At 31.8% G+C, this 13,731-nt stretch carries 12 protein-coding genes and 2 riboswitches; of the genes, 1 reads left to right on the top strand and 11 read right to left on the bottom strand.

Translation table 11 applies throughout. The features are described from left to right. The first annotated feature begins 230 nt into the window (after positions 1-230). Positions 231-1,571, top strand: a complete 1,341-nt coding sequence (locus tag FQB35_RS00680; protein ID WP_148808077.1) for a chloride channel protein — start codon at positions 231-233, stop codon at positions 1,569-1,571. 48 nt (positions 1,572-1,619) lie between these two features. Here the strand turns inward: FQB35_RS00680 and FQB35_RS00675 are convergent, their stop codons facing one another. The 11 genes from FQB35_RS00675 to rbsC all read right to left on the bottom strand — a co-directional run bounded on the left by FQB35_RS00675 (position 1,620) and on the right by rbsC (position 13,730). After that, positions 1,620-3,308, bottom strand: a complete 1,689-nt coding sequence (locus FQB35_RS00675; RefSeq protein WP_148808076.1) for a putative bifunctional diguanylate cyclase/phosphodiesterase — start codon at positions 3,306-3,308, stop codon at positions 1,620-1,622. A 179-nt stretch (positions 3,309-3,487) separates the two neighbouring features. Further along, the gene (locus FQB35_RS00670) at positions 3,488-4,501 is read right to left on the bottom strand and encodes an alpha-hydroxy-acid oxidizing protein (protein WP_148808075.1); all 1,014 of its coding nucleotides are present in this window, start codon (positions 4,499-4,501) and stop codon (positions 3,488-3,490) included. 19 nt (positions 4,502-4,520) lie between these two features. Further along, positions 4,521-6,437, bottom strand: a complete 1,917-nt coding sequence (locus tag FQB35_RS00665) for a PAS domain-containing sensor histidine kinase (RefSeq protein ID WP_148808074.1) — start codon at positions 6,435-6,437, stop codon at positions 4,521-4,523. Between the two features lie 152 nt (positions 6,438-6,589). Beyond that, the gene (locus tag FQB35_RS00660; RefSeq protein ID WP_148808073.1) at positions 6,590-7,186 is read right to left on the bottom strand and encodes a thiamine phosphate synthase; all 597 of its coding nucleotides are present in this window, start codon (positions 7,184-7,186) and stop codon (positions 6,590-6,592) included. After that, complete coding sequence (gene thiC, locus FQB35_RS00655) at positions 7,187-8,500, bottom strand: phosphomethylpyrimidine synthase ThiC (RefSeq protein WP_148808072.1); 1,314 nt, start codon at positions 8,498-8,500, stop codon at positions 7,187-7,189. It abuts the gene before it with no gap. Between the two features lie 14 nt (positions 8,501-8,514). Further along, the gene (gene thiH, locus FQB35_RS00650; RefSeq protein WP_148808071.1) at positions 8,515-9,618 is read right to left on the bottom strand and encodes a 2-iminoacetate synthase ThiH; all 1,104 of its coding nucleotides are present in this window, start codon (positions 9,616-9,618) and stop codon (positions 8,515-8,517) included. Further along, complete coding sequence (locus tag FQB35_RS00645) at positions 9,618-10,394, bottom strand: thiazole synthase (protein WP_148808070.1); 777 nt, start codon at positions 10,392-10,394, stop codon at positions 9,618-9,620. Before FQB35_RS00645 ends, thiH begins: the two co-directional genes overlap by 1 nt. An 11-nt stretch (positions 10,395-10,405) precedes the next feature. Further along, positions 10,406-11,212 carry a sulfur carrier protein ThiS adenylyltransferase ThiF gene (gene thiF, locus FQB35_RS00640; RefSeq protein ID WP_148808069.1) on the bottom strand — a complete coding sequence of 269 codons (807 nt, stop codon included), beginning with the start codon at positions 11,210-11,212 and terminating at the stop codon, positions 10,406-10,408. Between the two features lies 1 nt (position 11,213). After that, complete coding sequence (thiS, locus tag FQB35_RS00635) at positions 11,214-11,405, bottom strand: sulfur carrier protein ThiS (protein WP_148808068.1); 192 nt, start codon at positions 11,403-11,405, stop codon at positions 11,214-11,216. Positions 11,406-11,479: 74 nt separating this feature from the next. Beyond that, positions 11,480-11,589: riboswitch (TPP riboswitch) on the bottom strand. Positions 11,590-11,645: 56 nt separating this feature from the next. Then, positions 11,646-11,744, bottom strand: a riboswitch (TPP riboswitch). Positions 11,745-11,809: 65 nt separating this feature from the next. Next, positions 11,810-12,721, bottom strand: coding sequence for a ribose ABC transporter substrate-binding protein RbsB (gene rbsB, locus FQB35_RS00630; RefSeq protein WP_148808067.1), 912 nt, complete (start codon positions 12,719-12,721; stop codon positions 11,810-11,812). A gap of 76 nt (positions 12,722-12,797) precedes the next feature. Further along, on the bottom strand, positions 12,798-13,730 hold the full coding sequence (rbsC, locus tag FQB35_RS00625; RefSeq protein WP_148808066.1) for a ribose ABC transporter permease: 933 nt from the start codon (positions 13,728-13,730) through the stop codon (positions 12,798-12,800). Between the last annotated feature and the right edge of the window lies 1 nt (position 13,731).

Below are 13,731 nucleotides of genomic sequence, written 5' to 3'. Positions count from 1 at the left end.
TTTTGTTCGATAATTATTTATTTTTTGAATATTTTATTGTTTTTGAAATTTGCACACATATTACTCTTTACATTACTATCAATAAATATTAATATATAATAGGAAATTTTATAATTTCATTCATATAAATACTATTATAGTACTTATTAACATGTTTTTTGTATCTCTGTATACAATATACTTATAAAGGCTTTTTTATAACTTTTATTAACTTATTCGGGGGTGATCCTATGAAAAGAAAAATTAAAATGGACTTTGTTGAACAGACTGTCATGTTAAGCAGTGCTATCAAATGGATTATACTAGCCATATTTGCTGGACTTGTTGTAGGCTCAGTCACTGGACTTTTTCTAAAACTTCTTCATTTTGGAGAACATCATATGATGAAATGGAATCGCTATTATTTACTGATGCCTATTGCTTTCTTTTTAAGTAGCCTATTGGTTGTAAAGTTAGCACCTGAAGCAGAAGGACACGGAACTGAAAAGGTAATAGAAGCTGTTCATCAAAAAGATGGTAAAATTGATATAAAAGTAATTCCTGTAAAATTACTTGCAACCCTTATTACGCTTATTTCTGGAGGATCAGCTGGTAAAGAAGGGCCTTGTGCTCAAATTGGTGCAGGTATTGCATCTTTCTTTGCTAATGTATTTAAAATTAACAATACCCTAGACAGAAAAAGATTTGTTATATGCGGCATAAGCGCTGGATTTGCTGGAGTTTTTGGTACTCCTATTGCAGGAGCAGTTTTTGCAGCAGAAGTTTTATATGTAGGAAAATTTTCTTATATTGTTCTTTTACCTTCCTTAATAGCATCTTATGTAAGCTGTATTGTGAATAAAGCTTTAGGCATATCACACTTACAATATGCCATATCATTTACACCTTCTAATGAGATAAAAATGTTTTTGAATATGATTGTATTTGGTATTTTTATGGGCTCTTTGGCGATGTTGTTTATTCGTCTTTTAAATATCATTGAAGAATCTATTCATAAAATAAATATTTATAAGCCTTACAAAGGAATTTTAGGCGGACTTATTCTTGTACTGATTGTTTATTTAACAGAAAGCAAGGATTATATAGGCTTAGGTACACAAGTAATCAATGAAAGTATTTCAGGAAGTTCAGTAAGTGGAGTTGCCTTTCTCATTAAAATGTTTACTACTTCTGTCACACTAGGGTCTGGAGGAAGTGGTGGAATTTTAACCCCTATATTTTATATCGGTGCAACAGCAGGAAATGCTTGGGGACAAATTATGAATGCAAATATGGCTTTATTCTCTGCTATTGGCATGGTTGCTTTCGTAGCAGCATGTACAAATACACCTATTTCAGGAATTCTGATAGCAATGGAGCTATTTGGAATTGAAGTTGCTTCCTATGCTTCTATTCCTTGTGTAATTAGTTACTTCATGGTTGGCCACAAGAGCGTATATCCGAGTCAAATCCTTGTGATTAATAAATCCCCTTCTGTTGATCTTCAGACAAATTGTGAAATAGGGCGAGTAAAAGAACTAAAAATAAAAAACAAAGTTCTTAAAAAATTCTATAATCATTACAATTCATAAAAATAAATCAGACATATATCCTAAATTTAGGATGTATGTCTGACTTTTTCACCCCACTTTTTTCTTTTTTCTCATCATATCTTCCATTTCAATTAACGGTAAAGGTCTACTAAAAAGATATCCTTGTACTTTATCACATTGTAAGTCTTTTAGATATTTAAATTGCTCCCACGTTTCAACGCCCTCTGCTACAACTGACATATCCATACTATGAGCCATCTCAATAACAGCTTTCACAATTGCCTGTTGCGTATTATTTTCAGTAATATCATCAACAAAAGATTTATCAATTTTTAAAACATTTATTTCTAATTGTTTCAAATAATTCAAAGAAGAATATCCTTTCCCAAAATCATCTAATGATATTACTATACCTAGTTTTCTTAAATCATCTAATATTTTATTGGTAAGTTCAAAGTCCTCCATGATTGCATTTTCAGTAATTTCTAATTCAAGAAGATAAGGTTTAATTCCTGTTTCCTTAATAATCCCCTTAACCATATCTACAAAATTTGGTTGTTTTATTTGAATTACAGAAACATTCACAGATATATACACAGGAGTATATCCTAATTCCTGCCATACTCTAATCTGTCTACATGCAGTTTTTAGTACCCATTCTCCAATAGGAATAATCAGCCCTGTTTCTTCTGCTATAGGAATAAAAACATTTGGAGGGATAAACCCCTTATTAGGATGTTTCCAGCGAATGAGTGCTTCTACTCCTGAAATATTTTCATTATTTATATTAATTTTAGGCTGATAATAAATCAAAAACTCATTACGCTCCACTGCATGCCTTAAACTATTTTCAATTTCTAATTTTTCTAACATTTCTATGTTCATATCTGATGTATAAAAATGATAGCTTTTTTTACACTGTTTCTTAGCTGCATACATTGCTGTATCAGCATTTTTTAAAAGCATATGTACATTTTCTCCATGGTCTGGATAAATTGCAATTCCCATACTAACAGTAATATAAAATTCACGGTCATCTAATAGCCAAGGATTTTGAAATGATTTTGAAATTTTTTCTACACAATTCATTATATCGCTTTTTTTATCTGCTTTTGGTAAAATAGCAACAAATTCATCTCCTCCCATACGGGTGATTATTCCTTCTTTACATATACATTTTTTTAGTAATATACCTACATTTCTAAGTAGCAAGTCCCCAAATGTATGGCCAATTGTATCATTTACTTTCTTAAAATTATCTAAATCTAAATATAATAAAGCTAATTTTTCATTATTTTTTCTTGCTTCTTCCAACATCTTAGATAAATTTTTTTCAAATAACATTCTGTTTGGCAATCCTGTTAGCGTATCATAATATGATAAATAATGAATTTGTTCTTGCTTTATAATCAGTTCCTCTTCTTTGCTTTTTATTTTTTCTTTTATTTTGTTTATATTTTTAGCAATATGTCCTAATTCATCAGATGAATTTAGACCAATAGTATCCTCATAATTTCCTTCTTGTATCCTTTTTAAATAATTATTAATAATAGAAATTTTATTCATCACATACTTATTAAAAAGTTTAAATGTCATCATACCCGTAAATACTGTTACGAAAAAGGAGATGCCCAGTGAAAAAACTAATATACCACTTTCTTTATTGGTTAAAATATAATCTATCTTATTCTGAGCAAGGCTTTTCATTATCACCCCTAAGGAAATATTTGAAAAAAGCATTGCAAAAAATAAACAGATAATAAATTTTTTTTTCATTTTTAATCTCCTTATAATTATAAAATTAATATTTATTAATTATAATTGTATTATATTTCCCTTTATAACTATTTAAGTATTCGACATATTTTTAAAATCTCCTTTCTTATTCTCTTTTTAGTTATTACCTAAAAGATATAATTTAATAATAAAAACCGCCTAAAAAGGCGGTTTTTATTTTAAAAAATAATTTCTTTATTAATTTCCTGTAGGTTATTACATCCAGTCATAATCATGGCCTCTACTAGTTCATCTCCTATTTTTTGTGTATACAGGGCTACTCCCTCTGCTCCTCCTCCATAAGCAGCAACTGCATAAGGTCTTCCTATGAGAACAGCATCAGCACCTAAAGCAAGTACCTTTAAAACATCTAGGCCACTTCTTATACCTCCATCAATAAATATTTTCATTCTGCCTTTTACAACTTCTACAATTTTAGGAAGCACTTCCACTGTAGCAGGTGTATGATCTAGCACTCTGCCTCCATGATTCGAAACAACAATTCCATAAGCACCTGCTTCCATAGCTTTTAAAGCACCCTTTACAGTCATAACTCCTTTTATGATAAATGGTAGCTTTGTAGCACCAATAATCTCCTTTAAGTCTTCTACTGGCTTTGGGCTAACAGGTTTTCCTGCTTTAGCTAATATGGCAAGACCTGCTGCATCTATATCCATGGCTACTGCTACAACATTTTTGCTTTCTGCAGCTCTTAATCTTTGAAGTATTTCTTCTTTTGTCCAAGGCTTTATAGTAGGAATTCCTAGACTTTCATTTTCTTCAATGGCACGTAATGGATCCATAAAATATTCATCTTTTACACCATCACCCGTAAATCCAATAGTACCTGCTTTTTTACATCCTTCTATAATTGCTTTTGCATAAGCATAGTCTGTAAGTCTTTCCCCATAACAAGGAATCAAACCACCAATCGGTGCTGCAAAAACTGGATACTTAAATTTCCTTCCAAACAGTTCTATTGAAGTATCTACTTTAGATGGATAATAAATGGTATCCATATTTAATTTTATTTCTTTCAACTTCTCAACATTCCGTATAAATGCTGATCCCGATCCTTTTCCTCCTACTCCAGGTATTTCGCCTTTACATACCTTTCCATTACATTCTAGGCAAACTCTACATTTAAAATCAGGTATCTTCCTTGCATTTTCTAATATATCTTTGTAATTCATAAATACCTCCTATTAAAAATTATTTTTTCGAATAAATATCTGAAAACTCAACTTGTATTCGTTCAATATATCCCCATTGAACAGAATGAGTATTTTCAAATTCATTGTTCTCTTGTTGCAATACTCTAACAGGTAGTTCTATTATAAATTCACTTCCCTCGCCATATTCACTCTCTAAATATATTTTTCCATTATGCATTTCTACAAAAGACTTTACTAAAGATAATCCTATACCACTTCCTTCATGATTTCTAGCAAGAGATTTATCGACCTGCCTAAATCTTTCAAAAACTGCACCAATCTGCTCTTTTGGAATACCTATTCCTGTATCTTTCACACTAATGCATATATACTCGTCTCTATCATATATAGTAACTTTAATATTTCCTCCCACATCTGTAAATTTTACTGCATTTGAAAGAAGATTTAAAATAATCCTTTCTATTTTATCTGGATCACAAGCCATCAGCTTTTCTTCCATTTCTGTATCAAATTGAAGAACTATTCCTTTATTTTCTATATAATCAGCTACAGATAAAGTAATATCTTCAATCAAGCTTACAATATTTACATTTTTTAGCTTTATCTCAAAAAAACCTGTATCTATTTTTGTAATATCTATCAAGTTGTTTACTAGTCTTAATAATCGATTACAATTTTGTTTCATAATATCTTTGTACTTATTTAGATGATTATTGCAAGTATCTTTTAAGTGTATATCTAACAATTGTAATGTACCTAAAATTACATTTAGTGGTGTTCTTAATTCATGAGAAATATTTGCAAAAAATTCATTCCGTAATTCATCATATTTTTTTGCTTCTCTTAATAACCTTTCATTTTCTTCAGCTCTTTTACGGTCGGTAATATCACGTGCAATAATTTGTACTGCTATCCCTCCTTTATGAGGAAAGGGAATAGCTACTTTTTCTATATCCACAACTTTATTATCATTTCTTATAATTTTTTCTTCTACAAAATATGTAGGTATATTCTTTTCTTCAACACGTCTTAATCGTTCTAATGTTTTTTCATGAAAGTCAGGATGCAGATAATCAAATATACTTTTACCAATCAGTTCCTTAGGATCTTTTAATCCTACAAGCTTTGCTGCTGCTTTATTGGCAAATAAAAATTTTCCATTTTTATATATTGCAATAGCATCCGGTGAATGTTCTACTAATCTTTTATATTGTTCTTTGCTTTCTCTTAGTTCCTTTTCAGCATTTTTTCGTTGTGTAATATCTCTTCCTGCTATTGTAGCACCAATAAATTCATCATCCTCATTAAACACTGGCTTTCCAACGCTTTCTATCCATACATAGTTCCCATTAATATGCCTATAACGATATTCTGCTATATCTCCCATACCCGTTTTTATTGCATAATCGCATATATCCATTACTTTATCTAAATCATCTGGATGTATAAAATCAAATATGTACTTTCCAATCATATCCTTTGGTTCATATCCTAAAATTTTTATACAGGATGGGCTAATATACTCAATAATTCCCTGATGATTTATCTGATGAATAAGGTCTAACATATTATCTGTTATTTGACGTAATCTTTTCTCACTTTCTGTTAATGCTTCCTCTATGCGTTTTTGTTTTATATCATTTGTCATATGATTCTTTCGTAATTTTTCATTAGATTCTTTAAGTCGCTTCATCATATTTCCTATTAAAAAAACAGCACCTATTAACAATAAATTATTTACCAAATAGAATTTCGTATTAAAAGGAATAGATGTCATAGAAACACCAACCATATCCATCATATTGAAAAAAAATTCAACTCCTACTAAAACAATAACTGCAATCATTAGCCATATACTTTTTTTTGAAAAAAATATTTCTTTTAAAGTATCATTCAATCTTTTAGGTTTCTGTATAATCTTATCTAGATTTTCTTGTACTCCTATAACTTTCACTCCTTGCTAATTAAAGTAATAGTTTAAAACTCTATGCACATTACCCTATTCTACAAAACATTCTAACTTCCTGCCAAGATTTATAGCAAATTCTTACAAATTTCCTTATATTTCAAAATGTCTATTTTTCTAAAAAAAAGAAAAAGCTAATCTCAGCTTTTTCTCATCATATCTTTTAATTTCTTTGCAGATGTATATGGGTCGATAGAAGCCATAATATAAGACATAACAGCAACACCTTTCGCCCCTGCTGAAAGGACTTGTTTCACATTTTCTGGCTTAATTCCACCCAAAGCAATAATAGGTATGCTTATATTTTTTTTCATCTCTTTAATAAAATCAATTCCCTTAGGTTCTAATCCCTTCTTACAATCGGTTTCAAATATATGGCTAGCAAGTAAATAACTTGCTCCTTGTTTTTGTGCAAAAACAGCTTCTTCTAGGCTATGAACAGAAACACCTAAAAGTCCTTGCCAATTAAAATTTCTTTTTATAAAATCGTTAAACCCTACGTGATACCCATCAGCATTAATAGCTTTTGCTACCTCTAAATTGCTATTAATTATAAATAAAATATTTTTTCCTTGTATCTTTTTTTGTATTTTTTTTGCTACTAAAAGAAGCTTTTCATAACATAAATCCTTTTCTCTTAAGATGATAGCATCTACCTTTGCAGATACTGCTTTTTCAATCACTTCATCTAACGTACCTTTTCTTAGAATTTTCCGATTGGTAATCAAAAAAAGCATCTAGTCATCCTCTCTTAGTATATTAATATTTTTCCCTTCCATTACTTTATTCATATTTCTCATGGAACACATTTTTCCACACATTGTGCAGCTGTCTTCATGTTGAGGCTGTGATTCTTTTCTATATCTTATGGCCTTTTCAGGATCAATAGCAAGTTCAAACATTTTTTCCCAATTTAGCTCTTGTCTTGCTTTGCTCATAGCATAATCCCTATCTTTTGCTCCTTTAATGTTTTTCCCTAAATCTCCAGCATGAGCAGCAATTTTAGCTGCAATAATTCCTTCCTTCATATCTTCTAAGTTTGGCAATCTTAAGTGTTCTGCTGGTGTAACATAGCATAAGAAATCTACTCCATGGCTTGCAGCTAATGCTCCACCAATAGCACTTGTTATATGATCATATCCTGGTGCTATATCTGTAACAATTGGCCCTAATACATAAAAAGGCGCTCCATGACAAAGTTTTTTCTCAATAAGTACATTAGCAGCAATTTCATTTATTGGCATATGCCCTGGACCTTCTATTATAACTTGTACATTTCTCTCCCATGCTCTTAAAGTTAACTCCCCTAGTACAAGTAATTCTTGAATTTGGCTAGTATCTGTAGCATCATGAATGCTTCCTGGTCTACAAGCATCTCCAAGACTTAATGTTAAATCATATTTCTCACAGATATCTAATAATTCATCATAATACTTAAAGAATGGATTTTCTTCATTGTTTAATTCCATCCAAGCATAAAGCAAAGAGCCTCCCCTTGAAACAATATTTGTAAGTCTTTTGTTTCTCTTGAAAACCTCTGCTGTTTGTCTATTAATTCCTGCATGAATTGTAACAAAATCTACGCCATCTTCTGCATGCTTTTGTACTACCTTTAAGAATTCTTCTGCTGTAATATCTTTTAATTCCTTATCATAAAATCCTACTGCATCATACATAGGAACTGTACCAATCATTGCAGGGGACATTTCTACTAATCTTCTTCTAAACTCTTCTGTTTTTCCATAGGAGCTTAAATCCATAATAGCTTCAACCTTCATATCGAGAGCTGTTTTTACTTTTTCCATCTCTTTATCAATATTATAGCAGTCTTTTGAAATCCCTAGATTTACGTTGATTTTTGTCCTTAATCCTTCTCCAATTCCTTCTGGATCTAATGCTTTATGATTCTTATTTGCAGGGATTACTACCTTTCCCTGTGCAATAAGACCTCTTAAAACTTCCACATCCATATTTTCCTTCTTTGCTACAATCTCCATTTCTTTTGTAATAATACCACGTTTAGCAGCATCCATTTGAGTTGTATACATCATCACTTCATCTCCTTTTATATATGCATCCAATCCTTAAAAATAGGTTGATATCCTTTAGATAAAATAGCCTCTTTTACTTCCTCTACACTTCTTATATCTGATATTTCAAACTGCCCTTCACCTTTATCATCTGTGCTATGTCCACCTACTTCTGTGCTTACTCCTGCAGACATCTTTGTTACCCCTAGAGGTATTAAATTATCTCTAAGTCCTGCACTTTCTCTTGTTGATATTGTAATCCCTAAATATGGTAAGAAAATTCTTAAAGCAAGCATGTATTGAACCAAATTTTTGTCTGTTACAGGATATACATCTTCAAAACACCCTGCATGGGGTCGAATGCGTGGTGGGGATATGCTTATAGCCACATCTGGATATTTATTTTGCAAATAGTCTGCATGAAGTCCTGTTAAAAAAGCTTCTCTTCTCCATTCATTCAATCCTAGGAGGGCTCCAATATTTACATTTCTCATCTTTGCCATACATCCACGCTCTGGGGTATCTAATCGAAAATGGTAATCTTTTTTAGGTCCAGAAATATGCACACGATCATAAATTTCTTCATCATACACTTCTTGATAAATCGTAAGACTATCTACTCCCGCCTCTATTATCTTTTTGTATTCATCCTCTGTCATTGGATACAATTCTATCCCAATAGAATCAAAATATTTCTTTAATATTTTTACTGCTTCTATAATATAAGATAGAGGCGTATCCTTTGGAGATTCTCCTGTTAAAATAAGTATGTGCCTAAGTCCAGTAGATGCTATAGCAATTGCTTCCTTTTCTATTTCTTCTAATGTCAACTTTTTTCTTTTTATATTATTGTTTATGTTATAACCACAATAAGCACATTGATTAATACAATGATTTGCCAAATACATAGGTGTAAATAATAAAATAGCTTTTCCAAAATGCTGTAAAGATAAGATATTAGCTCTTTGTGCCATCTCTTCCAAAAAATTTTCTGCTACTGGTGATAATAATGCTAAAAATTCATATTGATCTATTTTGTTTTTATTAAGAATCCTTAGTATATCTGATTCAGTAACTTTTTCAAAAAAACTATCATAATCAAAGTTTTTAAATTTTTCATAACAATTGTAAAAACTCATTATAATTCACCTTCATTCAAAAATCCTGTAAGGGGAGAAGATGCTTGGGCATATTGTTTTGTAGGTCCTAATTTTGAAAGATAAGCAATCCTTCCAGCTTTTACTGCAAATGAAAAAGCTTTTGCCATATTAACAGGATCATTTGCAGTAGCAATAGCAGTATTTACTAAAACTGCTTCAGCTCCCATTTCCATGGCTTCTGCTGCTTCAGAAGGTCTGCCAATTCCTGCATCAACAATAATAGGTAGATCAATTTCATCAATAAGTATTTGTACAAGTTCTTTTGTTTTGATTCCTCTATTTGTTCCTATAGGTGCACCTAAAGGCATCACTGCAGCAGCTCCTGCCTCTACAAGTCTTTTGGCAGCCATTAAATCGGGACTCATATAAGGAAGTACAACAAATCCTTCCTTTGCTAGAATCTCTGTTGCTTTGATAGTTTCTTGATTATCCGGAAGTAGGTATTTATTATCGGATATTACTTCAATTTTAATCCAGTTCCCACAGCCCATAGCTCTTGCAAGTCTTGCAATTCTAACAGCTTCTTCTGCATTTCTTGCACCAGAAGTGTTTGGAAGGAGTATAATATCCTTTGGAATATACTCAAGAAGATTTTCTTCCTTAGCTTTAAGATCTACTCTTCTTAAAGCCATAGTAACAACTTGTGTTTCACAGCTTTTGATTACATCTGGTATTATTTTTTTGCTAGAAAACTTCCCTGTCCCAATAAGCAACCTACTTTTTAGCTCAACTCCTCCTATAACCAGCTTATCCATTGTACCATCTCCTAAATTTCATATTCATTTAAAATAATTCTAAGTACTGTATTTGCCTGATGATTTGCTGCAATAGCAACCCTAGGTGCCATCAAGCCACATCCTGGCTTTGCTTCTGAAGTATAATCTCCTACCATATACAAACGGTTTAATATTCTCTTTGTTTTAATGGTATTATTAGAAAAATATCCAGCCATTCCTGAAGCAGCTATTATATATTTATCTGGAAGCTTTGATAGCACCGTATTTACTAAGGTTGCTTTGCATTTTGGATCATCAAAAGCTTCTACAATCATATCTACATCTTTAAAGCAATCGACTATATTATTTTCATCAAGATACAAATCTTTACTTTGAACCTCTACAAATGGATTAATATTTTTTAATACATCCTTTAAGGCTTCTGTTTTCTTCATTCCTATATGCTTTATAAAATACTGTTGCCTGTTTAAATTGCTTGGTTCTACCACATCAAAATCTACTAATACTAGTTTTCCTATCCCTAACCTTGCAAGGGATACAGCTACATTCGAGCCAAGACCTCCAAGCCCTGCAATTCCTATACATGCTTTTTTTACTTTTTCATGTACTCCTGGTGTATGCCTTGCAACAAGTAAACTTTCTAACTCATCTTCATTTGGAATTTCCCCTCTTATGATCAGTGTAAGCCAATCATTTTCCTTTAAAGGTACATCCTCTTTAATAATAAATCCATTTAAAACCACAATATCTGCATCTTTTTTAACAAAATCTCTTACTCCAAAAGCTGTAGCTTTTTCATTTACAATTAAGGGTTTTTCATTTAAAAATATTTTCACATCAACCGCCTCCGACAAAACTTACAATTTCTACTTGATCTTCTTTGTTTAATATATGCTCTTTGTATTTTTCTTTCGGAACAATTTCAAAATTTACTTCCACCACTACTTTCTCCTCAGACAGACCTAGCTTTTTAAGCATTTCACTAATGGACATTTTTTCAAAATCCATTTCTTTACCATTTATAAGCAAATTCCCCCCTCCTTCCATATGGTGTTTTCAAAATTTAAAAAAGTGCAAATTCATAGAGAATTTGCACTTTTAAATAAAAATCATAAACATATTCCCTACGTTGGCATTACCCAAATCAGGTTATAAGGGTCAGAGATAACATCTCTTTCTCAGCCCATTCCTATGAGCTCCCCTTGTATATCATATTAAATTTTTCCATTGAAAAAAGCTTACCCTAGGGTAAGCTTTTAGAAATCAATAATTTTTGGTTTCTTGCTTCCCTACGGCAGTACTAGCTGCATCAGGTTTTAAGGGTTAGGATTTCTCCTTCTCAGCCAAAAGGCACCCCTAGCAAAACATTTAATTAATTACATTGTAATCCAATATGACAACTTTGTAAAGTTACTATGAAAAATTCTTTCCTTTTACTCTGTTACTAATCTTAATTCAACAGGAATAAACTTCTCTACACTCTCTCCTTTTAATACTTTATCTGCTGTTTCTACTCCAAGTGAACCAATCTTATCCGGCTGTTGTGCAACTGTTGCAGCAAGCTTTCCTTCCTTTACTGCAGCTACAGCATCATCCGTAGCATCAAAACCAACAACCATAATTTTTCTTCCTGTTCCTTCAATAGCTTTTAAAGCACCTAAAGCCATTTCATCATTATGAGCAAAAACTGCATCAATTTCTGGCTGTGCCTGTAAAATATTTTCCATAACTGTTAGTCCTTCTGTTCTGTTAAAGTTTGCTGTTTGTTTTGCTACAACTTCTATTTTAGTACCTTCTAATGCTTTATTAAATCCTGTACCTCTATCTACCGCAGCAGAAGCACCTGGAATTCCTTCTAATTCAACTACTTTTCCTTTTTTACCTAATTTTTGTACAATATATTCTCCTGCCATTTTTCCACCTGCTACGTTATCTGAAGCAATATGAGAAACTACTTCTCCGCTATTTGCCCCTCTATCTAAAGTAAGTACAGGGATTTTTGCATCATTTGCTAACTTAATGGCATTTCCTACTGTATTGGAATCAGTTGGATTAATTAGTATTACAGAAACCCCTCTTGTAATTAAATCTTCTACATTCGAAAGTTCTTTAGATGGATCATCTTGTGAATCTAAAATAATCATTTCATAACCTAATTCTTTCGCTTTTGCTTCAGCCCCTTCTTTTAATGTAACAAAGAAAGGATTATTTAATGTAGAAAGTACAAGACCTATCTTCTTTGTCCCCTCTTTTTCAGCTTCTGAAGCTTTTTCTTGTGTTGCACAACCTGCCAATACACCCATTAGTAAAATGGCTACCATAAGAATTGATAATACTTTTTTCATTTTGGTTCCCCCTTTTTAAAATGTTTTTTATAATCTACCGAGAATGATAAAAAGTAATTCTCGGATTAGATTCAAACTACTTATCTTTTCTATCTGATAATACAGCAATTGCAATTACAATCCCTTTTGCTATCATTTGATAATAAGAGCTAACATTTAATAGATTTAAAGCATTATTTAAGATTCCTATAATAAGCGCACCAATAATCGTTCCTAGGATACTTCCAGCGCCTCCTGCAAGGCTTGTCCCTCCTAATACAACGGCAGCAATAGCATCTAGTTCATAACCTACCCCTGCATTTGGATTTGCTGATGAAAGTCTTGATGTAATAATAATTCCTGCAGCAGCAGCAAGCATCCCACTTATAGCGTATACAGATAATTTAATCTTTGATACATTCAATCCAGAAAGCTTCGAAGCTTCTTCATTTCCCCCTAAAGCATAGACATACCTTCCTAATCTTGTCTGTGTTAATATGTAATAAGCTATTATAAATACAAGAGTCATTAAATATACTGGAATCGGTATTCCTAAAAAATAACCTCCTCCTATCTTTGAAAAAAACTCAGCTCCTTTATCACTTCCTAGTGTAATCGGCATTCCATTAGTAAAAACCAATGTTGCTCCTCTAAGTACAGTCATAGTAACAAGAGTTGCAATAAATGGCTGTACTTTTCCTTTGCTAATCATAACACCACTAAATAGGCCTACTAAAGCACCAATTATTAAAGATGCCATAACAGCTAAAAATACATTTACTCCTGCTGATATGAAATATGCAGATACTGCCCCACAGAAAGCTAAAACAGATCCTACTGAAAGGTCTATGCCTCCTGTTAATATAACAAAAGTCATTCCAGCAGCAATAATTGCATTAATAGAAGTTTGTCTTAAAACATTTAATATATTAGAAACTGTTAAAAATCTAGGACTTAAAAAGGAAATAATCAATGAAAAAATAACAAGTCCAATAATCGATTTAAATTTCATCAGCATTTTTTTATTCATC

This window comes from Crassaminicella thermophila, from assembly GCF_008152325.1.
In the GTDB taxonomy this organism is placed as follows: domain Bacteria; phylum Bacillota; class Clostridia; order Peptostreptococcales; family Thermotaleaceae; genus Crassaminicella_A; species Crassaminicella_A thermophila.
The sequence above is the reverse complement of the archived record's forward strand: the minus strand, read 5'-3'. Positions and strand labels throughout refer to the sequence as shown.

Excerpts from the sequence above, each read along its gene's own strand:
- FQB35_RS00680 (WP_148808077.1), top strand. The coding sequence starts at position 231 with ATGAAAAGAAAAATTAAAATGGACTTTGTTGAACAGACTGTCATGTTA.
- FQB35_RS00675 (WP_148808076.1), bottom strand. The coding sequence starts at position 3,308 with ATGAAAAAAAAATTTATTATCTGTTTATTTTTTGCAATGCTTTTTTCA.
- FQB35_RS00670 (WP_148808075.1), bottom strand. The coding sequence starts at position 4,501 with ATGAATTACAAAGATATATTAGAAAATGCAAGGAAGATACCTGATTTT.
- FQB35_RS00660 (WP_148808073.1), bottom strand. The coding sequence starts at position 7,186 with ATGCTTTTTTTGATTACCAATCGGAAAATTCTAAGAAAAGGTACGTTA.
- thiC (WP_148808072.1), bottom strand. The coding sequence starts at position 8,500 with ATGATGTATACAACTCAAATGGATGCTGCTAAACGTGGTATTATTACA.
- thiH (WP_148808071.1), bottom strand. The coding sequence starts at position 9,618 with ATGAGTTTTTACAATTGTTATGAAAAATTTAAAAACTTTGATTATGAT.
- FQB35_RS00645 (WP_148808070.1), bottom strand. The coding sequence starts at position 10,394 with ATGGATAAGCTGGTTATAGGAGGAGTTGAGCTAAAAAGTAGGTTGCTT.
- rbsB (WP_148808067.1), bottom strand. The coding sequence starts at position 12,721 with ATGAAAAAAGTATTATCAATTCTTATGGTAGCCATTTTACTAATGGGT.
- rbsC (WP_148808066.1), bottom strand. The coding sequence starts at position 13,730 with ATGAATAAAAAAATGCTGATGAAATTTAAATCGATTATTGGACTTGTT.